The 21,925-nt window shown below is 51.3% G+C and carries 21 protein-coding genes; 17 read left to right on the forward strand and 4 right to left on the reverse strand.

Features of this window, described 5'->3' with window-relative positions:
• Positions 1–22: 22 nt before the first annotated feature.
• The gene (dgcA, locus tag CLR69_RS01020; RefSeq protein WP_129711897.1) at positions 23–1,003 is read right to left on the reverse strand and encodes an N-acetyl-D-Glu racemase DgcA; all 981 of its coding nucleotides are present in this window, start codon (positions 1,001–1,003) and stop codon (positions 23–25) included.
• Between the two features lie 358 nt (positions 1,004–1,361).
• Here dgcA and alaC point away from each other — a divergent pair, with 358 nt between their 5' ends.
• A complete protein-coding gene (gene alaC / locus CLR69_RS01025; RefSeq protein ID WP_129705370.1) occupies positions 1,362–2,603 on the forward strand; it encodes an alanine transaminase in 1,242 nt (413 codons plus the stop codon).
• Between the two features lie 108 nt (positions 2,604–2,711).
• Complete coding sequence (gspS, locus tag CLR69_RS01030; RefSeq protein WP_129705372.1) at positions 2,712–3,125, forward strand: type II secretion system pilot lipoprotein GspS; 414 nt, start codon at positions 2,712–2,714, stop codon at positions 3,123–3,125.
• Here the strand turns inward: gspS and gspB are convergent.
• A complete protein-coding gene (gene gspB / locus CLR69_RS01035; RefSeq protein WP_129711896.1) occupies positions 3,122–3,697 on the reverse strand; it encodes a type II secretion system assembly factor GspB in 576 nt (191 codons plus the stop codon). The two genes, gspS and gspB, sit on opposite strands and share 4 nt — an antisense overlap.
• Positions 3,698–4,217: 520 nt before the next feature.
• Between gspB and CLR69_RS01040 the strand changes: the two genes are divergently transcribed.
• From CLR69_RS01040 to CLR69_RS01110, 15 genes are all read left to right on the forward strand, one after another.
• A complete protein-coding gene (locus CLR69_RS01040; RefSeq protein WP_129712058.1) occupies positions 4,218–5,786 on the forward strand; it encodes a pectate lyase family protein in 1,569 nt (522 codons plus the stop codon).
• Positions 5,787–5,925: 139 nt separating this feature from the next.
• Positions 5,926–7,905 carry a glycosyl hydrolase family 28 protein gene (locus CLR69_RS01045; RefSeq protein ID WP_129711895.1) on the forward strand — a complete coding sequence of 660 codons (1,980 nt, stop codon included), beginning with the start codon at positions 5,926–5,928 and terminating at the stop codon, positions 7,903–7,905.
• A 50-nt stretch (positions 7,906–7,955) separates the two neighbouring features.
• On the forward strand, positions 7,956–8,819 hold the full coding sequence (gspC, locus tag CLR69_RS01050; RefSeq protein ID WP_129705380.1) for a type II secretion system protein GspC: 864 nt from the start codon (positions 7,956–7,958) through the stop codon (positions 8,817–8,819).
• 88 nt (positions 8,820–8,907) lie between these two features.
• On the forward strand, positions 8,908–10,860 hold the full coding sequence (gspD, locus tag CLR69_RS01055) for a type II secretion system secretin GspD (RefSeq protein ID WP_165345973.1): 1,953 nt from the start codon (positions 8,908–8,910) through the stop codon (positions 10,858–10,860).
• Entirely contained in the window at positions 10,857–12,353 is a 1,497-nt protein-coding gene (gene gspE, locus CLR69_RS01060; protein ID WP_129711893.1) for a type II secretion system ATPase GspE, read from the forward strand. Before gspD ends, gspE begins: the two co-directional genes overlap by 4 nt.
• 1 nt (position 12,354) lies before the next feature.
• Positions 12,355–13,581, forward strand: coding sequence for a type II secretion system inner membrane protein GspF (gene gspF / locus CLR69_RS01065; protein ID WP_129705386.1), 1,227 nt, complete (start codon positions 12,355–12,357; stop codon positions 13,579–13,581).
• Positions 13,582–13,647: 66 nt separating this feature from the next.
• Positions 13,648–14,088 (forward strand): type II secretion system major pseudopilin GspG, encoded by a 441-nt coding sequence (gene gspG, locus CLR69_RS01070; protein WP_039298236.1) that lies wholly within the window; start codon positions 13,648–13,650, stop codon positions 14,086–14,088.
• A 60-nt stretch (positions 14,089–14,148) separates the two neighbouring features.
• Positions 14,149–14,715 (forward strand): type II secretion system minor pseudopilin GspH, encoded by a 567-nt coding sequence (gspH, locus tag CLR69_RS01075; protein WP_129705388.1) that lies wholly within the window; start codon positions 14,149–14,151, stop codon positions 14,713–14,715.
• Positions 14,712–15,077: a type II secretion system minor pseudopilin GspI gene (gene gspI / locus CLR69_RS01080; RefSeq protein ID WP_129711892.1), complete on the forward strand. Its 366-nt coding sequence runs from the start codon at positions 14,712–14,714 to the stop codon at positions 15,075–15,077. The genes gspH and gspI overlap by 4 nt, the downstream gene beginning before the upstream one ends.
• Positions 15,077–15,706 (forward strand): type II secretion system minor pseudopilin GspJ, encoded by a 630-nt coding sequence (gene gspJ / locus CLR69_RS01085; protein ID WP_129705392.1) that lies wholly within the window; start codon positions 15,077–15,079, stop codon positions 15,704–15,706. Before gspI ends, gspJ begins: the two co-directional genes overlap by 1 nt.
• Complete coding sequence (gene gspK / locus CLR69_RS01090; RefSeq protein ID WP_129711891.1) at positions 15,703–16,689, forward strand: type II secretion system minor pseudopilin GspK; 987 nt, start codon at positions 15,703–15,705, stop codon at positions 16,687–16,689. Before gspJ ends, gspK begins: the two co-directional genes overlap by 4 nt.
• On the forward strand, positions 16,686–17,954 hold the full coding sequence (gene gspL / locus CLR69_RS01095) for a type II secretion system protein GspL (RefSeq protein ID WP_129711890.1): 1,269 nt from the start codon (positions 16,686–16,688) through the stop codon (positions 17,952–17,954). The genes gspK and gspL overlap by 4 nt, the downstream gene beginning before the upstream one ends.
• Positions 17,954–18,448 carry a type II secretion system protein GspM gene (gene gspM, locus CLR69_RS01100; protein ID WP_129705398.1) on the forward strand — a complete coding sequence of 165 codons (495 nt, stop codon included), beginning with the start codon at positions 17,954–17,956 and terminating at the stop codon, positions 18,446–18,448. The genes gspL and gspM overlap by 1 nt, the downstream gene beginning before the upstream one ends.
• A complete protein-coding gene (locus CLR69_RS01105) occupies positions 18,438–19,184 on the forward strand; it encodes a type II secretion system protein N (protein ID WP_129711889.1) in 747 nt (248 codons plus the stop codon). Before gspM ends, CLR69_RS01105 begins: the two co-directional genes overlap by 11 nt.
• 123 nt (positions 19,185–19,307) lie before the next feature.
• The gene (locus CLR69_RS01110) at positions 19,308–20,156 is read left to right on the forward strand and encodes a prepilin peptidase (RefSeq protein ID WP_129705402.1); all 849 of its coding nucleotides are present in this window, start codon (positions 19,308–19,310) and stop codon (positions 20,154–20,156) included.
• Between the two features lie 144 nt (positions 20,157–20,300).
• On the opposite strand, the gene ypdK is transcribed toward CLR69_RS01110, so the two are convergent.
• Together ypdK and CLR69_RS01120 are read right to left on the reverse strand one after the other, a co-directional pair.
• Complete coding sequence (gene ypdK / locus CLR69_RS01115; protein WP_099606229.1) at positions 20,301–20,375, reverse strand: membrane protein YpdK; 75 nt, start codon at positions 20,373–20,375, stop codon at positions 20,301–20,303.
• A gap of 389 nt (positions 20,376–20,764) precedes the next feature.
• Complete coding sequence (locus CLR69_RS01120) at positions 20,765–21,790, reverse strand: LLM class flavin-dependent oxidoreductase (RefSeq protein ID WP_129711888.1); 1,026 nt, start codon at positions 21,788–21,790, stop codon at positions 20,765–20,767.
• Between the last annotated feature and the right edge of the window lie 135 nt (positions 21,791–21,925).

A 21,925-nucleotide genomic window follows, 5' to 3' on the forward strand; every position in this document is an offset into this window, starting at 1 on the left:
GCTCAATGCAGGTTAACGCGCGTTATCCCCACAATAATGCGTTGGGCGGTAATATTTCGCTACCGTTATAATGCAACCCATTATTGCGATCGCGCTGTAAGAGCAGCGGGCCGTCCAAATCGACTACGGCCGCACCTTGCGCCACGACAAATGCGGGGGCCATCGAAAGCGATGTGCTCACCATGCAGCCGACCATAATGTTTACACCTTGCTCTTGTGCGTATTTTCGCAAACGCAGGGCTTCAGTCAGCCCACCCGTTTTATCCAGTTTGATGTTGATCATGTCATAGCGTCCTACCAGAGCCTCTAGCGACTGGCTGTCATGACAGGACTCATCGGCACAGACGGGAATCGGGCGGGGTAGATCTGCCAGTGCATCATCTTTCCCCGCTGGGAAAGGTTGTTCGATCATCGTTACGCCAAGCGCAGCGAGTTCAGGAACTAGCGTCAGATAGCGCTCTGTGTCCCATCCCTCATTGGCATCGACAATTAGACGAGCCAGCGGGGCACCCTCGCGAACCGCGGCAACTCTGGCCAGATCGTCTGCATCTGCCAGTTTTAATTTGAGAAGAGGACGGTTGGCATTGTGTATCGCAGCGTGCCGCATGCGGTCTGGTGTATCGAGCGATAGCGTATAAGCCGTCTCCAACGCCGTGGGGGAAGAGATATTCAGACGCTGCCAAATGCGTTGCTGATGCTGCTTGCACTCCAGATCCCAGAATGCGCAATCGAGCGCATTACGCGCTGCGCCTGCGGGAAGAACGGTTTGCAGCGTCTCTCGATCCAGACCGTTACGGATATCGTTGTGCAGTGAGGCAATCTGCTCGATTACGCTGTCGAGGGATTCACCGTAGCGTGAATAAGGGACGCATTCACCATAACCCGCGATGTTGCCTGTCTGGAGCGCCACGACAACGACATCCGCCTGACGTTTGCTGCCGCGTGAAATGGTAAATGTGCCTTCTATCGGCCAGCTTTCGGTGAAACATCGCATCTCGGTCATAAGCTCGATCTCGAATTAACCATCTTGTGCCCCAGCACCATAAGTGCCTCATTTGGCGGGCTTGAACGGGTGATAAAGTGTAATGCTTCTTCTTGCGAGTATTCTTCATTTTTCGCAATTTTAGTCAGAAATAAATGAGGTGTAATTTCTGACTAAGAAAATTTATGAGCGGGTATCGACAGAGCGAATTATCTGAGATAGCTTGAATAGGCTCATTACACTTCAGGTCGCATGTACCTTTGTGGTTAACGAAAGCTATAGTCAGCTTTTGTGATTTGAATGATATTGAGTAGAGCGCTTTCTTACAGGCGCTGCGTCGCTCGGACGGTCCGGGCGCTCACGTTAATTTGAGGATGTTATGGCTGATTCTATTTCTCCGCGCCGTTTTACGCGCATCGATCGTCTTCCCCCATATGTATTTAATATCACTGCTGAATTAAAAATGGCTGCGCGTCGTCGCGGCGAAGATATTATTGATTTCAGCATGGGTAATCCTGACGGCCCGACGCCTCCTCATATCGTGGAAAAACTCTGTACGGTTGCACAGCGTGAAGATACCCATGGTTATTCGACATCTCGAGGGATCCCGCGCTTACGCCGTGCGATCTCCCGTTGGTATGCCGATCGCTATGAGGTTGATATCGATCCTGAAAATGAAGCTATCGTCACAATTGGTTCCAAAGAAGGGCTAGCGCACTTGATGCTGGCAACGTTGGATCATGGTGATACGGTGCTGGTGCCGAACCCTAGTTACCCGATTCATATTTATGGCGCGGTGATTGCTGGGGCGCAGGTGCGCTCTGTTCCGCTAGTGGAGGGCGTCGATTTCTTCAATGAGTTAGAGCGCGCTATCCGCGAGAGTATTCCGAAGCCGAAAATGATGATTCTCGGCTTCCCGTCGAACCCGACGGCGCAGTGTGTCGAGCTGGATTTCTTTGAGCGCGTCGTTGAGTTGGCGAAACAGTACGGCGTGTTGGTCATCCATGATTTGGCCTATGCCGATATCGTTTATGATGGCTGGAAGGCTCCGTCGATCATGCAGGTTCCCGGCGCGAAGGACATCGCTGTGGAGTTCTTCACGCTATCGAAAAGCTACAATATGGCGGGCTGGCGCATTGGTTTTATGGTCGGAAATCCAGAGCTGGTAAACGCGCTGGCGCGGATTAAGAGCTATCATGATTACGGCACGTTTACGCCGTTGCAGGTTGCCGCAATTGCCGCCTTGGAAGGCGATCAGCAATGTGTGAAAGATATTGCCGAGCAGTATCGCCAGCGTCGTAACGTTTTGGTGCGTGGTCTGCATGAGGCGGGTTGGATGGTTGATGAACCGAAAGCCTCCATGTACGTCTGGGCGAAAATCCCAGATGCCTATGCGCATCTGGGGTCGCTTGAGTTCGCTAAGCGCTTGTTGTCTGAAGCGAAGGTTTGCGTCTCGCCTGGTATTGGCTTTGGCGATTATGGCGACACCCATGTTCGGTTTGCCTTAATCGAAAATCAGGATCGTATTCGGCAGGCGGTGCGTGGCATCAAGACGATGTTCCGCGCTGACGGTATCTTACCGACGACGAAATCCTTATCAGGAAAAGGCTCTGCTGCCTGATATTCCTGGCTCCCAGTCACCTGACTGGGAGCAACATAAACATGCCGTGACAGCGGCTTATCATTTGCTAGAATGCCTACCGTTAATCTCAATCAGGATGAGTTTGTCATGTCGTTATCTCTGTCTAAATTTTCTGCGCTAACGCTGCTTTGCGTCACGTTGGCCGGGTGCCAACAAACAGGAACGTCTGCCCAAAAAGGAACGGTGGCGGGTCAGTCTTCTGCGGTAACGGTCTCTTCTAACGATCAACTGAACCAGCTGTCGTCGCTGGTTGCGGCCACCCGATATCTCAAATCGAAGTGTAACCGTAGCGATCTTCCCGATGATGCGACGATTGCCAATGTTGCGCTGGCTGTAGCGAAGCAAAGAGGCTGGAATATTGCAAACTATCAGGCTTTGCCACAGCGTAGCGAAAGCCTGTATCAAGGGTTATTAAAAGATAGCACGCCAAAAGAGACGCAGTGTTCGGAGTTTAACCGCACGCTGACGCCGTTTATTGATGCCATGCGTAGCCACGGCTAAGGCACCGCGTTTTCACTTTCACTGTCGGCGGAACGTTCATTCTCGTTGAATTTTCCGCCCGGCCAATCCTCCAGCGCTTCCAGAATAAACACCTCGCCCTCTACGCTGAAAATGGTCATGTCTTGCTGGATTTGTTCTATCGTTAGCCCTTCCATCGGCGAGTCACCTTCACGGAATCGCATACCGTTGAGCGTGATGCTGCGCTTGGCTTCGTCCGACGTATAAACATGTGCGCTGTAGGTCAGTGGAGGAATCTCGCCATTGCTGACGGCAGGTAATGGCAGCCTGGTCTTCTTCTCTGGCGACGCTGGCGTCTCGACATGAGACTCTTCTTGATGAGGCGGTGCCGCTGCGGGCGCGGCTGGTGCTTGTCCTTCTGCCGCAGGCAAGGTGGCTGCGTGAACGGCCAAAGCGGTCGTCGGAGAAGTGGCTGGGCTCCCCCAGCGCTGATGGCTGAACCAGCCTAGCGCGATAAAAAGCAAAGCATAAACAACCATCAGATAACCAGGCATCGGGTATCTGGCAAGTAGCGCTGGCTGTGGTTGTGTCGGTGCGTCCGGTGCGTTGTCCACGCGCTAATCCTTAATTATCTACTTAGGCCGTGTAGCACATCATAAACGAAAGTTGGGTGAGTAGGGTGATGCCACATGCCTTATTTTGCAAAAAATAGGAAGCACCAGAAAACGGTATCTCTCGGTTATGTGACAGTTACTCCATTTTGATTAAAAACTATTGTAATCATAATAATCACGGATGGAATCTTGATGCGGGTCGCAAAAAAAAAGTGCGGATTTGCTTTAATGAAATCACGTTTTACCATTGTAGGTATGGTGTTTCTTTTTGATGATTTGGTGATCAATAAACGTGGAGGAAGAATAATAATTTAATTAGCCATCCTGGGTGTTAAATCGGCAGTATTATTATGTGGTTCTTTACTACAGGTATTGCGCTGCTTTTTTATCGATAAAGAAGTGCCAATCTGCCGCTAAATTACGAATAAAAGCAAATTTAAAGAGTGCGATTAATATCGCAGGGTTTTGTGCGGATTTATTTTTTTTCTATTTTAATTTTTTTAAAATACTGAGGGATAAAATGTTTAAAACAGTTATTGGGACTGGTCGTTTACGTACCTGTGCGGTAGCTATTGCCCTTTCTGGGATGGTACTTTCCGGGTGCGACAACAGTCAGCAGCCAGTGGAAGAAGCGGCTCCGCCAGATTTACAGGTGAAAACGGCACCGTTTGGCTGGGCTGCGCAATATCAGAACACGGATGGTAAGTTTTACGCGACGACGGGGGGCGAGGGAGCACATGCAAATAGTATTTATGTCGTGACCAGCCGCCAAGAATTAAAAGATGCGTTAAATAATATACGCAGCTCCCTTTATATCGCAGGCGATGCCGATGCGGAGTTGAAGGCTAAATTAGAGCCAAAAGTTATCTATTGGCAAGGTACTATTCGCGGCGATGATTTAGGTAATGGACGCTATGCGGATGCCGAATACTATAAAACCAAACCGAATAAAACAACGTTCGACTTTGATTTATATGTCAAAGCTTTCGATCAGGATTATATGGCGCAATTGAAAGCCACAGTGGATGCTGGTGGAACGGATGCAGCGGCGGCCAGTGCAGAGCTTAGTCTGTTGAAAAAGCAGAATGGTCAGCGTTCGCAGTATGCCAATAACCAGAAAGCACAGATTCAATTTCAGGTTCCGCCGAATACCACACTTTTAGGTGTCGGTAGCGACGCGAAACTGGTGGAGGGTTATTTATCCCTCAATACGTTAAGCCAAACGTTCGGTAAAACGGACAACAGCAACATCATTATCCGTAATATTACATTTCAGGCACCGCGTGACTTTGCGCCTGCCTGGGATGCAGGCGATGGTGATAAAGGCAACTGGAATGCGCGTTATGATTCTGTATCGATTAATGCCAGTAAAAATGTCTGGGTTGACCATTGCACTTTTACGGATGGTGAATATCCCGATCATTTAGAGCCCGTGCTGTTCGGTAAGCATATCCAACGCCACGATGGCCTGCTGGATATAGAAGATGGCGCTGATTACCTGACAATTTCCTACAACATTTTTGCTCAGCATGACAAAACGGTATTAATCGGTTCAGGAGATGGTGATAAAGGGGAATATCGGATCACTTTTGAAGGCAATTTGTGGGACAACAGCGTGCAGCGTTCGCCGCGGGTACGCTTTGGTCAGGTGCATTTGCTTAATAACTATCACCGTGGTGCAACGGATACAAACTATCCCATTCTGTATGCCATTGGGATGGGTTTTGATTCATCGATTCTTTCCGAAAGTAACGTGTTTAATTTCCAAGGTGGCAGTGCGGATGAAAAACTGATTGTCGGTGCCTACAAGGGAAGTAAATTTAAAGACAATGGCTCCTGGTTCAATGGAAATCCAGCAAGCAATCTGAATCAAATCGCATTAGATAAATGTAATGCCCTGCAAGAAACCGAAAAAGCGGCTGCTACAAGTTCTGGGAAAGCTGTACCAGCATGGGCGCTGGAGACCTGTACCAATGAATTGGAATGGAGCCCGCCTTATGTGTATAGCGTTGGAAAATCCATCGCCGTTGTTGAGAAATATGTTCTGGAAAATGCTGGATCTGGAAAACTGGATATTTCTCTCCCGTAGTTATCGTTATTAACGCATTATTTTTATTGAAATAGTTATCTGTAATCTCTCTGCCTAATATTAATCATTCTGCGGTAATGACTCTCACCGCAGGGTGAGACATATAGGGAAAAATAATAGTAAAAATACAGGAAATACTATGAATTATTTTTTACCCCGTACTCGTCTTACGCTCTGTGCAACCGTCGTTCTGAGCAGCTTGATTGCTGGATGCAGTGATAGCGACTCAGCACCAGATGTCGGCGTCGATCGTTCCGCCGCGCCGCAGAATCTTAAAGTCCCGACGCTGGCCTATGATGACAGCAGCGTGGTACTGGCCTGGGAAAAACCGACTAAACCTGCCGCAGGCATTAAAGATTATCGTGTCTATATGAATGGAACCTTACTGGGCGGGACGATAGATAATCAAAACACCCATTCGCCAGCCAAGCCTTATATCGATAACTTCTATAACTCGATTGATACCACCAACTGGCACGTCCGCGTCAGCTTCCATAATTTCAAGGTGGCTAACCTGTCGCCGGAAACTGAGTACCGTTTCACGGTGCGCGCGCTTTATGACGACGGCAAAGAATCCGTTGATAGTGAAGCCGTCGTGCAGAAAACGACGGCCACACCAGCTTCACTGAATGTGACTAACTACGGCGCGAAAGGGGATGGGGTTGCAAACGATACGGTGGCGATTCAGAAGGCGATTGATGACTGTACGCCAGCCGCGTATCCGAAAGGATGTAAAGTTGTGGTTGAAGGTGGGACGTTTAAAACCGGAGCGCTGTTCTTGCATAGCGATATGACGTTGGAAGTCGCGAAAGGCGCTACGTTGCTGGGGTCGGCAAATGGTGACGATTATCCACTTGCTCGTGGCTACTATCTCTATCCCTACAGCTTACCTAAATTGCCGAAGCGTCCACCTTCACTGATTAACGTACTGGAAGCGGACGATCAGGGCAGCAGCCATGCTGGCACCTTTAAAAATATTCGTATCGTCGGGCAGGACACGATTGATGGCAACGGCTGGACTCGTGGTATTAAAGCCGGTGATGCAAACATTACTGAAATTGATGAATTAAATAACAACTTACCTCTCTATCGCGCGAGCAAATCCACCAATGTCAGCAGTGACGGTATTCTGGCAAAAGACCAAACGGCAAAAGCCGTTGCTGAAGGAATGCTATTGGATGACGCGTATAAAAACCGGCGCTCCAGCCTGATGACGTTGCGCGGTGTGAGCAATATGTATTTGGAAGGGCTGACAATTCTGAACCCGGCATATCACGGTGTGATGGTGCTGGAATCTGAAAATGTAGTGATGAATGCGTTGGTTCACACAACGTATGATGCCAACAACGCGGATGGCATTGAATTCGGAAATAGCCAGAACGTTATGGTATTTAATAACTTTTTTGATACAGGTGATGACAGCGTAAACTTTGCCGCGGGATATGGTGCCGAAGTGGCGACGCTGGGGCAAAAGGCGCAGAGCGGCGCCTGGATCTTCAATAACTACTTCCGTCGTGGTCATGGTGCGGTAGTCACGGGTAGCCATACTGGCGCCTGGATTGAAAAAATTGTTGCTGAAGATAACGTAATGAATAAGACGGATGTTGGCTTGCGCATGAAGAGCCGGCCTTATTATGGTGGCGGCTCACGTGACGTGGTATTCCGTAATAACGCGATGCGTGATATTGTCAACGAGCCGTTCGTGTTCACTATCAAATATAAAGCGGACGTGAACGATACCCAGCCAGCGGCAGAACCCGCACAGTTCCGTGATGTGACCGTTTCTAACGTCACGGTTGATGGTTCACCGAAGAAAAACAGCATCATGGTCGACGGGATGACCGTGGCTGAAATGGCTGATGCGTATAAGTTCTCTTTTGGACGTGATGCTTATCACCAAGGCTTGCATTTTGAGAATGTAAAATTCAAAAATGTAAAAGCTACGGACATCACCTTCCTGAAGAACAGTGAATTTAAAAATGTCATTTTTGAGAATGTACCGGGAGCCTGGAATTTCGGTCATATTGAAAATATCAGGCTCGAAGACCGTGTAAACAATGATGCCGCGCTGACGACCAGCGGTGATGAAACCATCACCCGGGAAGCTGCAACGGAATAAGGCATTTTCTCCACGCCCTTGGGCGTGGAGAGTATTATGGATGATTATCTATGGCACGACTGCAAGCTTTCAAAGAACCGTCTTTTAATTCGTTGGTCGCCACTTTTCGCTCGCTGCCAGCCCCTCTGATTCGACGTATCGTATTGGGGCTGATTTTGCTGCTGATTTGTCAGCAGTTGGCCGTGCTGACCTGGCGTTTTATCCTACCTGAAGACTCGCGCATTGTTGGCGTGTCGGTCACGCCTGCTCAAGCGAAAGAAAAACCCGCAACGCCGGGTGATTTTACTCTGTTCGGCCATGCTCCCGATGCGGATGCCTCTGCCGTTAACGACGCCGCGTTATCCGGTAACATTCCACTGTCATCATTAAATATTAGTCTGACTGGGGTGCTGGCGAGTGAAGACGCCAAACGTTCGATTGCCATTATCGCTAAAGATAGTCAGCAATATAGCCGCAACGTCGGCGATGCGGTGCCAGGCTATGAAGCCAAAATTGTGACTATCTCTGCCGATCGTGTCGTGCTCCAGTATCAAGGGCGCTATGAGGCGCTCCATTTGTATCAGGAAGAAAACACCGCCGATGCACCGCCGTCTTCTGGTGCCTTTAATCAGGTGAAAGACAAGATACAAAAAGATCCCTTCACGGCGCAGGATTACCTCACCATTTCTCCCGTCACGGAAGAAGACGTACTGAAAGGATATCAGTTAAACCCCGGCAAAAATCCCGATCTTTTTTACCGCGCAGGCTTGCAGGACAACGATCTCGCCGTGTCATTAAACGGTATGGATTTGCGCGATGCGACTCAGGCACAGCAGGCGATGGCGCAACTGGCAGGGATGAGCAAATTTAATTTGACCGTCGAGCGTGATGGTCAACAGCAAGATATATATCTGGCATTGGATGGAGACCACTAATTTGTTTAGCAAGGGACAGGGATTTTTTAAGCGTCAGGTTTTTTCGCAATATGAAAACCAATGGCTTAGTCGTGTACGCCGCAAAAGCATGTTATTGCTCGGCGGGAGTGTTCTGCTGATGGCATCATCATTGGCGTGGAGCGCTGAATTCTCCGCCAGTTTTAAGGGCACGGATATTCAGGAGTTTATCAATACCGTCAGTAAGAACCTGAATAAGACAGTGATTATCGATCCATCGGTCAGCGGAACGATTACCGTACGTAGCTATGACATGATGAATGAAGAGCAATATTATCAGTTCTTCCTGAGCGTGTTGGATGTCTATGGGTTCACCGTTATCCCGATGGATAACAATGTCTTGAAAATTATTCGCTCTAAGGATGCGAAATCAACGTCTATGCCGTTGGCAAGCGATGAGCAGCCGGGGATCGGCGATGAAGTCGTTACGCGCGTCGTGCCAGTCAACAACGTAGCGGCTCGTGATTTGGCACCGCTGTTGCGCCAGTTGAACGACAATGCGGGTGCCGGGAGTGTGGTGCATTACGAACCGTCGAATGTGTTGTTGATGACCGGCCGTGCGGGTGTGATCAAGCGGCTGATGACGATTGTCGAGCGGGTTGATCAGACGGGCGATCGGAATGTAGTTAGCGTACCGCTGTCTTACGCTTCCTCGACGGAAGTGGTGAAGATGGTGAATGAGCTAAACAAGATGGATGAAAAATCCGCCTTGCCGGGCATGCTAACCGCCAATGTAGTCGCGGATGAACGCACAAACTCGGTGCTGGTACGTGGAGAACCAAATTCACGCCAGCGCGTTATCGATATGATCAAGCAGCTCGACCGCCAGCAGGCGGTACAGGGCAATACCAAAGTCATCTATCTCAAATATGCCAAAGCTGCCGATCTGGTCGAGGTGCTCACGGGGGTTGGTGACAGCATCCAAACCGATCAACAAAATGCGCTGCCTGCGCTGCGCAAAGATATTTCGATTAAGGCACACGAACAAACTAACTCGCTGATTGTGAATGCGGCTCCTGACATCATGCGCGATCTGGAACAGGTGATTGCACAACTGGATATCCGTCGTCCGCAGGTATTAGTCGAAGCAATCATTGCGGAAGTGCAAGATGCCGACGGGATGAACCTCGGCGTACAATGGGCCAATAAGAATGCCGGGGTGACGCAGTTCACCAATACGGGATTACCGATCACAACAATGATGGCGGGAGCGGACCAGTTTAAACGTGATGGAACGCTTGGTACGGCCGCGACGACTGCACTTGGCAGCTTCAACGGGATTGCCGCAGGTTTCTATCAGGGCAACTGGGGCATGCTGATGACTGCGCTGTCTAGCAACAGCAAGAACGATATTCTGGCAACGCCTAGTATTGTGACGCTGGACAATATGGAAGCGACCTTTAACGTCGGTCAGGAAGTGCCGGTATTGGCGGGTTCACAAACGACATCCGGTGATAACGTTTTCCAAACGGTGGAGCGTAAAACGGTTGGTATCAAACTGAAGGTGAAACCTCAAATCAACGAAGGCGACTCCGTTCTGCTGGAAATCGAACAGGAAGTCTCCAGCGTGGCTGATGCTGCCTCCAGCAGCAGTACCAACCTTGGGGCAACATTCAATACGCGTACCGTTAATAACGCGGTGCTGGTCAGCAGCGGCGAAACTGTGGTGGTGGGTGGTTTGCTGGATAAAAGTACGAATGAATCCGCCAGTAAAGTCCCCCTGTTGGGCGATATTCCCGTTCTGGGGTACTTGTTCCGCTCCAACAGTCAGGAAACGAAAAAGCGTAACCTGATGCTGTTTATCCGTCCTTCTATTATCCGCGATCGCAGCCAATATCAGAGCGCCTCTGCCAGTAAGTATCACTCGTTCAGTGCTGAAGAAGACAAACAGCGGGACATGAGTCGCGGTGAAGGGGGGCTTTTGAGTAACGATTTGCTGCGTCTGCCGGAGGGCGGAAATGCCTATACGTTCCGTCAGGTTCAGTCCTCTATTGTGGCGTTCTACCCGGCGGGCGGGAAATGAGTGACGTTGCCTCCCAGATTATAGAATTACGCCCCATACTGCCTTTCGCCTATGCACGATCGCAGCAAATTCTGCTGTTGCAGGGGGAGAATGGCGCGAGTCTTAGGACGATCTGTGTCGCGCAGACGCCGTCAGCCGCCTTGCTGGAAGCGCGTCGGATTGCAGGCTGTTCGCTCAGGATTGAGCGAGTCACGGACGAAGAATTTGAGCGGCAATTGGTCATTAGCTATCAGCGCGACTCGGAAGAGGCGCGCCGTATGATGGAGGACATCGGCAACGAGATGGACTTCTATACGCTGGTGGAAGAACTGCCAGATAGCGACGATCTGCTTGATGCCGATGACGACGCGCCCATTATCCGCCTCATCAACGCCATGTTGACTGAGGCGATTAAGAATAAAGCGTCGGACATTCATATCGAAACCTATGAGCGTTATTTGCTGATCCGTTTCCGCGTGGACGGCGTATTACGTGAGATCCTGCGGCCACAGCGTAAGCTGGCTTCTTTGTTGGTGTCGCGTATCAAAGTTATGGCAAAGCTGGATATTGCGGAAAAGCGTATTCCACAGGATGGGCGCATGGCGCTGCGGGTGGGGGGACGGGCGATTGACGTGCGCGTGTCCACACTGCCGTCGAACTACGGTGAGCGTGTCGTGCTGCGTTTGCTGGATAAAAACAGCGTTAAGCTCGATCTTGAATTGCTGGGTATGTCGGAACGCAATCGGCAGTTGCTGGACAGCCTGATTCATCGTCCACATGGAATTATCCTGGTCACCGGCCCAACAGGATCGGGGAAAAGTACCACGCTTTATGCTGCGCTCAGTCGCCTGAATGCCTCGGAACGTAACATCATGACGGTGGAAGATCCCATCGAATATGAACTGGAAGGCATCGGGCAAACACAGGTCAATACCAAGGTGGATATGACGTTTGCCCGTGGGCTACGTGCCATTTTGCGTCAGGACCCGGACGTCGTGCTGGTAGGGGAAATTCGTGATGGTGAAACGGCACAGATTGCCGTTCAGGCATCGCTGACGGGTCACCTTGTGTTATCCACACTGCACACCAATAGTGCGCTGGGCGCGCTGTCTCGTTTGCAGGATATGGGCGTAGAACCTTTCCTGCTGTCAACTTCTCTTTTGGGCGTACTCGCGCAGCGTCTGGTCAGGACGTTGTGTTCTGACTGTAGCCAGCCGCAGCCGGTCGATCCGGTTCAGGCGAAACAGATGGGTATTGCGCCTGATACTCTGTTGCATAACCCCGTTGGCTGTACGCAGTGTAGTTTTACTGGCTACCGGGGGCGTATCGGTATTCATGAATTGGTGCTGATTAATGACGACGTCCGTGCGGCGATCCATCGGAGTGACGGTGAAATGGCCATTGCACAGATTCTGGGAGAGAGCCGAACGACTATTCGTCAGGACGGGCTGGAGAAGGTACTGGCCGGGCTTACGACCTGGGAAGAAGTGATCCGCGTAACCAAAGAGGAATGACATGGCACAGTACCAGTATCAGGCGCTGGATGCGCAAGGGAAGAAATGCCGTGGCAGTCAGGAAGCCGACTCTGCCAGACAGGCGCGTCAGTTATTACGGGAACGCGGGTTGGTCCCGCTGTCGGTTGATGAAAGCCGAGGCGAACAGCAGAAATCGGGTTCTGCGGGTCTGTCCCTACGCCGAAAAATTCGTCTCAGTACCTCTGATTTGGCGCTATTAACTCGCCAGTTGGCTACGCTGGTGGCGGCATCGCTGCCGCTGGAGGAGGCGCTGGATGCGGTGGCAAAGCAGAGTGAAAAGCCGCATCTGAGCCAGTTGATGGCGGCGGTGCGCAGCAAGGTCATGGAAGGGCACTCGCTGGCTGATGCCATGAAATGTTTCCCCGGCAGTTTTGAGCGGCTGTACTGCGCAATGGTCGCCGCAGGCGAGACCTCAGGTCACCTTGATGCCGTGTTGAATCGGCTGGCGGACTATACCGAGCAGCGCCAACAGATGCGTAGCCGTATACAGCAGGCGATGATTTACCCCTGTGTGCTAACCGTGGTCGCGATTGCGGTGGTCAGCATTTTGCTGTCCGTTGTGGTACCAAAAGTCGTCGAGCAATTTATTCATATGAAGCAGGCGCTGCCGCTTTCTACCCGGGTTTTGATGGGAATGAGTGATGTTGTGCGCACATTTGGGCCGTGGGCGTTACTGGCATTGTTGGCCGGTTTTATGGCGCTTCGGGTGATGTTGCGGCAGGAAACGCGGCGCGTTAGTTTTCATCGCCGCTTGTTATATTTGCCGCTGATTGGTCGCATAGCCCGTGGCCTGAATACGGCACGCTACGCGCGGACGCTTAGTATTCTCAATGCCAGTGCCGTGCCGTTGTTGCAGGCAATGCGCATTAGCGGCGATGTGATGAGCAATGACTATGCCCGCCATCGTCTCTCTCTGGCAACGGATGCGGTACGAGAGGGCGTTAGCCTGCACAAAGCACTGGAACAGACGGCGCTTTTCCCCCCGATGATGCGACATATGATCGCCAGCGGCGAACGCAGCGGTGAGCTAGACAGCATGCTGGAACGGGCGGCGGATAATCAGGATCGTGAATTTAGTTCGCAGATGACGCTGGCGCTGGGATTATTTGAACCTCTGCTGGTGGTCAGCATGGCGGCAGTCGTGTTGTTTATCGTATTGGCGATTTTACAACCGATCCTGCAATTGAATACGTTAATGAGTTCGTAACAATAATCAGTTCGCAACAACAGTGAGTTTGTAAGAGAACCAACAATTGAACGAGGAAAAGTAAGGATGCAGCAACGTCAACGTGGTCATGGTCAGCGTGGTTTTACTCTGTTGGAAATTATGGTGGTGATCGTTATTCTCGGCGTACTGGCGAGCCTGGTGGTCCCCAATCTGATGGGGAATAAGGAAAAGGCGGATCGGCAAAAAGCCGTCAGCGATATTGTGTCTCTGGAAAGCGCACTCGATATGTACAAGCTGGATAACAACCGTTATCCGTCCACAGAACAGGGCCTGAAAGCGCTGGTCACGAAGCCGACGGTACAGCCAGAACCGCGTAACTATCCAGCCGATGGCTATATTCGTCGCTTGCCTCAGGATCCGTGGGGTACGGACTACCAACTGTTGAACCCTGGCCAGCACGGCAAACTGGATATCTTCTCCCTTGGGCCAGATGGCATGCCGGGAACGGAAGATGACATCGGCAACTGGAATCTTGATAAGAAATAAGACATGCGGCGGCATGTTTGTCGTTATAAATGACGGCGGAAAAAGGACGGCAGAAGCGCAATGAAGCGGTCAACGAGGAAGCAGCAGGGGTTTACCCTGCTGGAAATGATGCTGGTCGTGTTACTGGCTGGCATTGCAGCTAGCATGGTGGTCATGGCGTTTCCTCGTGAACGCCAGAACGACAGCGCGTGGCAGTTGGCTCGCTTTCAGGCTCAGTTGGAGTTTGCTGCTGAAAACAGTCAGGTTAACGAATATATGCTAGGTGTGCGCATCTATCCCGATCGCTGGCAGTTTTATCAACTCCAGCGACCTGCTACAACGGAAGGGGACGCGATTCCCAGTAACGACCGCTGGCAGGGTTACAAGTGGCAGCCGTGGCAACCGTATCGGGTGAGCGCATCGGCGACGTTGCCCGATGTATTACGGCTTGAGCTATTACAGGCCGATGGGAAGAAAGTGGATAAAACGCAGAGCGGTGACGACCCCGACATTCTGATTTTGCCCGGTGGTGAAATTACTCCTTTCCGTCTGGCCGTTAAGTCTGAAAACAAAGCGCTCTCGAATTGGCTTCAGGTCGATGCCAACGGACGGTTTGTGACGTCGATGAGTCAAGGTAAGAAACGATGAAGCGACAGAAAGGGATGACGCTGGTGGAAGTACTGGTTGCGTTGAGCGTTTTTGCACTGGCGGGCATTGCCGTTTTGCAAACGACAGCCAGACAAGCAAGCAGCTTGAGTCGATTGGAAGAAAAGACGTTCGCTGGCTGGGTGGCGGAAAACCAGCAGGTTCAACTGCGGCTTGAGCAGCGCTGGCCTGAAGCGTCGTGGGTGAGAGGGGAAACGAAATTTGCTGGCGTGCGCTGGAATTGGCGCTGGCAGGGCGTAGAGACGGGTGATCCTCAGACCAAAGCGTTGGATGTGGAAGTGCGACGTAATAAAGATGCCTTTGCCGCCGATGCCTCGCTACGTACCTATGTGGTGAAACAATAATGTTCAGCACAACAAGGAGACGAGAGACCGCACGACAAAAGCGTCAGCAGGGTTTTACGCTGCTGGAAATGATTCTGGCGATCGCTATTTTTGCGGCCCTGAGCCTCAGCGCATTTCAGGTGCTAAATGGTGTGATGCGTAACGATGAAATATCACAGCGCAAAGCAGAGCGTCTGGCTGAAATACAGCGTGCTTTTTCACAAATGGACAGCGATTTTTCCCAGATGATTGCACGCGGCACGAGAGGAAGCACCTCGATATTTTACGCGGGTCGCGATCAGTTAAAAAGTGATGACTGGGGCGTTAGCTTTATGCGTAATGGCTGGCAGAACCCATTTGGCATACTGCCTCGTTCTGAACTTCAGCCTGTAGCTTATCGACTGCGGGAACACACCCTGGAACGTTTAACCCACTCGGTGCCTGACCCGATAGAAGGCGTCGATCCCGGCGTAAAACCGCTTCTCACACAGGTAGACGGCTTCCGCTTGCGCTTTTTCAGCAATAAAACCTGGCGCGATCGCTGGGATAACAGTACGCAATTGCCACAAGGGATTGAAGTGGTGCTGACTTTAAGGGATTACGGAGAAATGTCGCGTATGTTCTTGATTACCACCGGACCGGTAAAATGAGGTCGCGTCAGCGCGGCGTTGCGCTGTTGGTGGTGCTCCTGGTTCTGGCATTAATGGTGACCATTGCTGCGGTGATTACAGAGCGCACGGGGAAAGCGTTTATGCGCACCGAAAATCACCTGAGTCGCCAGCAGGCAAAATGGTACGCATTAGGTGCGGAAACGCTAAGCGGGCAGATATTACTGCGCGATGCGCGGAATATGCCGGGACGCACGTTTGCCGGACAAAATTGGTCGCAGCCGGGGCACCGTTTCCCCGTGGACGGTGGGGAAATCATCGGTCAGATTAGTGACGCGCGTACCTGCTTTAATTTAAATGCCATCAATCAAGGTGTAGATAACGAAAGCACGTTGGTAAAGACGCCTTATCCGGCACAAGTTTTTCGTTTGTTATTGAAAAATTTGGGTGAGGACTCGGACCGAGCAGAAAAAATCACTGCGGCGGTGCGTGACTGGATTGATGCAGATAACTACCCATCAGCGAATGGTGCAGAAGATGAGGTCTATGCCACGTTGCCTGTGCCTTATCGTACTGCTAATCAAAGAATGAGTGAAATCAGCGAATTACGGGCAGTTTATGGTATGGACAGCGATCTCTACCGCCGACTATTGCCCTATGTCTGTGCGCTACCGGTAGATGCGATGTCCATTAATATCAATACGTTGACCGAGTTTGATGCCCCGTTGTTATCCGCCGTGTTTCTGAATGAAATGACGATGTCGCAGGCAAAAGCGCTGGTGCAGCAACGGCCTCGTATGGGATGGGCAAGTATTGAGGTGCTGCAACAAACTGGGGCGTTGCCTCCGAATAGTAAAAATACGGCGCAGCGGGTGCTGGCAGTCAAAAGTGAATGGTTCTTTGTAAAACTCCAGGTGCGTGTTGGCGACAGTGATTTTAATCAACGTAGCTTGCTTCATCTGAGTGGACAAAAGGTACAGGTCGTGCAGCGGCAATATGGAGGATATAGGACGGTGAATCCATGAAAATAGCGGGAAAATGGAAGAAAAAAGCCGCAAAAGCCCCATTAAATCGAGGAACAGTCGCTCGACATCCATGCCTCATCGTTCGTCTTCCTGTGGAAGACGAGGGAGAAATCGAATGGCAGGTGCGTTCATCCAACGGGGAAAATTTACTGAGTCAGGGGCGCGGTAGCGTAGAACTGGTTCGCCCAGCGTTGGCGGCCTATCCGTCTGTGACGTTTACCCGCGTTTTGGTACCGGCAACTGACGTGACGTTTTATGCCCTGACGTTGCCTCGACAGGCACGGCGTCAGTTGACTCAAGTAGTGCCATTTATGCTGGAAGATCAGCTGGCTACGGAAATTGAAAAGCTGCATTTTGCCGTGTTGGACATTCATGGCGATGATGGCACTGTTGCCGTGGTGGAAAAAAGCCGGATGCAGCGCTGGTTGGCGCAGTGTGATGCGCTGGGGCTCAACGTCGATGTTTTACTGCCCGACGCCCGCGTATTGCCAAAACATCAGGATGGTTGGAGCGCGTTACAGCATGATGATATGTGGCTGTTTCGCCAGCCAACGGGCCATGCTATGGCGGCGGAATCGTCCTGGTGTGGTGACCTATTGAAGGCATCGATGCCGTTGCCGACCATATACAGCTACAGTGCCGCACTGGTCAGCGGCGAGCTATCGCAGTACGAATGGCAGGAGGAGAGTGAGTGGAAGGCTCAGTCTGAAACGGATCTTTTCACGCTGGCTGCAACGGCGCAGTTGCCTGCCTCGGTCGATCTGCGGCAAGGCGATTATGCACCGGAGAAAGCCTGGCAAAATACTCTGCTGCCGTGGCGTGGCGTTGGAATCGCTTTTGCCTGTTACCTTCTGTTGGTCGTGGCGGATGCTGGCTGGGCGCACTATCAGCTTTATCAACAGGCTGAGCATTGGCGGCAGGAAAGCGTGCGTGTCTATCGGCAGATTTTCCCTTCAGAGACGAATGTGGTTAACCCGCGTGCGCAGATGCAACAGCACCTGCAACGTACGACGACTGGAGGGAAAGGGCTACTGGAGCAATTGAATCCCTTACAGCAACTGATGACGCAGAATAGCGCTATCAAAATTCAGTCGCTGTCTTACGACGGTACTGCTGGCGAATTCCGGCTGGCGTTGCAGGGCTCGTCGTATCAGGAACTAGAGCAGTTTCAGCAGCAGGCTGCCACTTATTATCAGGTGCAGGCTGGGGAGATGCGGCAGGAAAACGATCGGGTTGAAGGCCGCTTAACATTAAGGAGCCAGTAATGAATGAATTACGGCAGCGCTGGCAGACAATGAGCCAGCGGGAACGTCAGCTTATGGTGGTGTGCGCGGCGGTGCTTCTGCTCTGTCTGGTGTATTACGCTATTTTTCAGCCGTGGCAACTGCGGGAAGAACAGTGGGAGCGCACAATTTCTCGTGAGCAGCAGACAGTCAGTTGGATGCAGAAGCAGGCCCCATCGATTCCGCAAGGAAATCAGGCGCAGGGGGAAAACAGTCAGAGGGAAACCAGTCTGCCGATTTTGATCTCGCAAAGCACCAAGCGTTATGGGTTGACCGTTGTACGCTTGCAGCCGCAGGGTAATCAGGCATCGGTGACGCTGGCTCAGAGTGATTTTAATAGTCTGTTGCGTTGGCTTAGCGAACTGGAACGGCAAAACGGCGTGCGTGTAATGTCGCTGGATGTGAATGCCGTCGAACAAAGCCCTGGAATGGTCGATGTTACTCGGCTTATGTTGGAACGGGCGGATGAAGCTTAAGTCAGGCATCGGCGCAGGTGTCGCTCTGGTTATGGCCTATGGGCTGTTCCTTACGTGCTATGCACCTGCCCGCTTGCTTACTGCGGTGCCGCTGCCTGCCGGAATGGTGGTCGCGGAGGCAGCCGGAACGCTATGGCAGGGGAACCTGCAACGGTTTAGCTGGCGTACATTAACGTTGGACGATGTGCACTGGAAAATCACCTTTTCGGGTTTTATGCCCGCGCTGGAGATTGCATTCAAAAACCCGGAAGGCATTGAAGGCCATGGGATTATCCGTGGCTGGCAGCAGCCGCAGTTTTATCAATGGCGGCTTTCTATTCCGGCTGGCTATTTATTCAGCCAGTTGCGTTTTATTGTGCCAATTGGTGCGGAAGGAAATGTGCAGCTAAATCTGCAAGAGGCGACGGTCGATCGTTCAGGCTGTCAGTCGCTGGATGCCAACGTCACCTGGCCAGATGCAAGAGTGAAAACCCCGCTGGGTGGACTGGTGTTGGCGACGCCTCAAGCCACGTTGCGCTGTGAGCAAGGCGCGCTAGAGGCGCGCCTGCGGCAGACTTCCTCACATCTAGAGCTGTCTGGCAAGGGCAGCGTCACGCCGAAAGGTGAATACCGTTTTACGGGGCGGCTTAGCAGTGGGAATGACTTACCCGCAGCCATGAAAAAACTGCTGGCGACTACCGGCAAAGTGGATGAGCAGGGAGCCAGAACGCTGAATTTTCAGGGGCGCTTGTTGTAAGTAGAACGATCGTTGCGTAGTCGATCGTAAGAATTAACAGCACCCGATGGTTAAGGTTGGTGCTAGCCGCAAAGTATGACACGCTCATCTATACCACTTCTTTATCAATAATCAGGGACTAACGTGGACGATTTAAGGGAATTCGCACAAGTGTTTCCGGCATGGTGGTTGGTGGCGCTGGGCGTGTTGGGGCTGATTGTTGGTAGTTTTCTGAATGTCGTGATTTACCGATTGCCGATTATGCTGGAACGAAGCTGGCAGCAGGACATCGATCTTCAGACAGGAATAACTGATTCCTGCCGTGACAGTACGCGCTACAACCTATGGTGGCCGCCTTCGGCTTGCCCGCACTGCCAGAAGGCTATTGCGGTGAAAGATAACATCCCGCTGTTCAGCTGGCTGTGGTTGCGCGGTCGCTCTCGCTGTTGTCATCAGCCCGTGTCTGTGCAATATCCGCTGGTAGAAGTTATCACCATGCTGGTTTTCCTGACGGTAGGTTTGCTATGGCAGCCCGGTATGGCACTGTGGGGGGCGTTGATTCTGCTGTCTTTCCTGTTGGTTCTGACCGTCATTGATATTAAAACGCTGCTGTTGCCGGATGTGCTTACGCTGTCGCTTCTGTGGGTGGGGCTTCTATTTAATCTGTCGGAAACGTTTGTCCCATTGGGTGATGCCGTGATGGGCGCGATGGCGGGTTATTTATCCCTGTGGCTACTTTATTGGGCGTTCAAATACGCGACGGGCAAAGAGGCGCTGGGATATGGCGATTTTAAATTGCTGGCTGCGCTGGGGGCTTGGCTGGGCTGGCAGGCATTGCCAAATCTGGTTTTGGTGGCGGCGCTGAGTGGGCTGGTTGTCACTCTCATCTGGCGCGGATTGCGTAAAGAAGATACGGCTAAACCGCTAGCTTTTGGCCCGTGGCTGGCAATTGGCGGCGTGTTCGGTGTGATAATCAACGGATTCAATCTGTAGAGAATAACAAGATCAATGCCGAACCTGGTTGAACGGTGAGTGACGGGCATAAAAATAGGCTGAGGGTATAAAATACCATCAGCCTTTTTTTATCTCTGTGTGTGTGCCCTTCAGCGAATAAATCTTTGTTGGGCAAATGACAGGTTATTCTACCATCAGCATAAAGGTACTCACCCAAACGACTAAACAGAATGAGATACCCATAAAAAAATACTTCACCGATTTATTCTCCAGCAGAAACCACGCCAGCAACGATCCCGATTGTGCGTTTTATTATGGAAGGAAATAATTACGCTGTTGGCTATATCACCGAAGGGTAATCTTTTCCGCTGTCATCACTAGGGTCACACCAGTTATGACGGGATCGGCGCTAAATCTACGCCGAGTGAGGGGGGGAATTCAATAGGTCCAGAAACTATATTTTCAAAATAGCATTAAAAAGCGTTGAACCGTTTCAGAGGCTGGAAAAACCGGGGGAATTGCGGTGAAAATCATACTGTATTCCCCCGATTATTGACGGCGTTATCTTAAGGTGTAACGCCTCATTAATAGCCGAGTGATGGTATTGTTACCATCTCATCATCAGGCTAATTATTTAGGTGGCTGGCTTAATCTCTCCACCCCATCGCTGGCGCGATATGCTTTAGAATCGCTTCGATAACATGTGCGTTATAATCAACACCCAGTTGGTTCGGCACCGTTAGCAATAGCGTATCCGCTTCGGCAATTGCTTCATCCTGTTTTAACTGTTTGATCAGCGCTTCTGGTTCCGCTGCATAGCTACGCCCGAAAATCGCACGCGTTTTTTCATCAAGGAAACCAACCTTGTCGCTATCGTTACTACTTCCACCGAAATAGGCACGATCGCGATGATCCATCAGTGCAAAAATACTCCGGCTGACAGACACGCGCGGCGAGCGCGTATGCCCGGCTTCAGCCCAGGCAGCCCGATAAGCACGAATTTGCTGTGCCTGTTGGATATGAAAAGGTTCGCCGGTTTCATCATCTTTTAGCGTGGAACTTTGTAAGTTCATTCCCAGCTTCGCTGCCCATACCGCCGTGGCATTCGATCCTGCACCCCACCAAATTCGTTCACGCAATCCATCAGAATAGGGTTCCAGACGCAAAAGGCCCGGTGGGTTCGGGAACATTGGCTGCGGATTCGGCTTCGCAAACCCTTCGCCCCGTAGTACGTCCAACAGCACCTCGGTATGACGCCGTGCCATATCGGCTTCAGATTCCCCTTCTGTCGGCTGATAGCCAAAGTAGCGCCAGCCATCGATCACCTGCTCAGGGGAACCACGGCTGATGCCGAGTTGCAAACGTCCCCCTGATATTAGATCGGCGGCACTGGCATTTTCAGCCATATAGAGCGGGTTTTCGTAGCGCATGTCGATGACGCCGGTGCCAATTTCAATGCTATGGGTTTTCGCACCAATGGCCGCGAGCAGTGGAAAAGGTGATCCCAACTGGCGGGCAAAATGATGGACTCTGAAATAGGCGCCGTCAGCGCCCAGTTCTTCAGCGGCGACAGCAAGGTCGATAGATTGCAGCAGGGCGTCAGCCGCTGAACGTGTACCAGACTGTTGCGACGGTGCCCAGTGACCGAATGATAAAAAGCCAATCTTCTTCATAGGGTATTCATCCTTATATTCAGACAAATATTTAGCACGTTCGCCCTGCACAGCAAGGTGCTACAAATTCAGTAATGGAATCACTCTACGCGATTAATAGTGGGAATAAATATCATTTTTTTAACATAATAATTC

The organism is Pectobacterium zantedeschiae, from assembly GCF_004137795.1.
GTDB classification, from domain to species: Bacteria; Pseudomonadota; Gammaproteobacteria; order Enterobacterales; family Enterobacteriaceae; genus Pectobacterium; species Pectobacterium zantedeschiae.

Excerpts from the sequence above, each read along its gene's own strand:
- dgcA (WP_129711897.1), bottom strand. The coding sequence starts at position 1,003 with ATGACCGAGATGCGATGTTTCACCGAAAGCTGGCCGATAGAAGGCACA.
- alaC (WP_129705370.1), top strand. The coding sequence starts at position 1,362 with ATGGCTGATTCTATTTCTCCGCGCCGTTTTACGCGCATCGATCGTCTT.
- gspS (WP_129705372.1), top strand. The coding sequence starts at position 2,712 with ATGTCGTTATCTCTGTCTAAATTTTCTGCGCTAACGCTGCTTTGCGTC.
- CLR69_RS01040 (WP_129712058.1), top strand. The coding sequence starts at position 4,218 with ATGTTTAAAACAGTTATTGGGACTGGTCGTTTACGTACCTGTGCGGTA.
- CLR69_RS01045 (WP_129711895.1), top strand. The coding sequence starts at position 5,926 with ATGAATTATTTTTTACCCCGTACTCGTCTTACGCTCTGTGCAACCGTC.
- gspC (WP_129705380.1), top strand. The coding sequence starts at position 7,956 with ATGGCACGACTGCAAGCTTTCAAAGAACCGTCTTTTAATTCGTTGGTC.
- gspD (WP_165345973.1), top strand. The coding sequence starts at position 8,908 with ATGTTATTGCTCGGCGGGAGTGTTCTGCTGATGGCATCATCATTGGCG.
- gspE (WP_129711893.1), top strand. The coding sequence starts at position 10,857 with ATGAGTGACGTTGCCTCCCAGATTATAGAATTACGCCCCATACTGCCT.
- gspF (WP_129705386.1), top strand. The coding sequence starts at position 12,355 with ATGGCACAGTACCAGTATCAGGCGCTGGATGCGCAAGGGAAGAAATGC.
- gspG (WP_039298236.1), top strand. The coding sequence starts at position 13,648 with ATGCAGCAACGTCAACGTGGTCATGGTCAGCGTGGTTTTACTCTGTTG.
- gspH (WP_129705388.1), top strand. The coding sequence starts at position 14,149 with ATGAAGCGGTCAACGAGGAAGCAGCAGGGGTTTACCCTGCTGGAAATG.
- gspI (WP_129711892.1), top strand. The coding sequence starts at position 14,712 with ATGAAGCGACAGAAAGGGATGACGCTGGTGGAAGTACTGGTTGCGTTG.
- gspJ (WP_129705392.1), top strand. The coding sequence starts at position 15,077 with ATGTTCAGCACAACAAGGAGACGAGAGACCGCACGACAAAAGCGTCAG.
- gspK (WP_129711891.1), top strand. The coding sequence starts at position 15,703 with ATGAGGTCGCGTCAGCGCGGCGTTGCGCTGTTGGTGGTGCTCCTGGTT.
- gspL (WP_129711890.1), top strand. The coding sequence starts at position 16,686 with ATGAAAATAGCGGGAAAATGGAAGAAAAAAGCCGCAAAAGCCCCATTA.
- gspM (WP_129705398.1), top strand. The coding sequence starts at position 17,954 with ATGAATGAATTACGGCAGCGCTGGCAGACAATGAGCCAGCGGGAACGT.
- CLR69_RS01105 (WP_129711889.1), top strand. The coding sequence starts at position 18,438 with ATGAAGCTTAAGTCAGGCATCGGCGCAGGTGTCGCTCTGGTTATGGCC.
- CLR69_RS01120 (WP_129711888.1), bottom strand. The coding sequence starts at position 21,790 with ATGAAGAAGATTGGCTTTTTATCATTCGGTCACTGGGCACCGTCGCAA.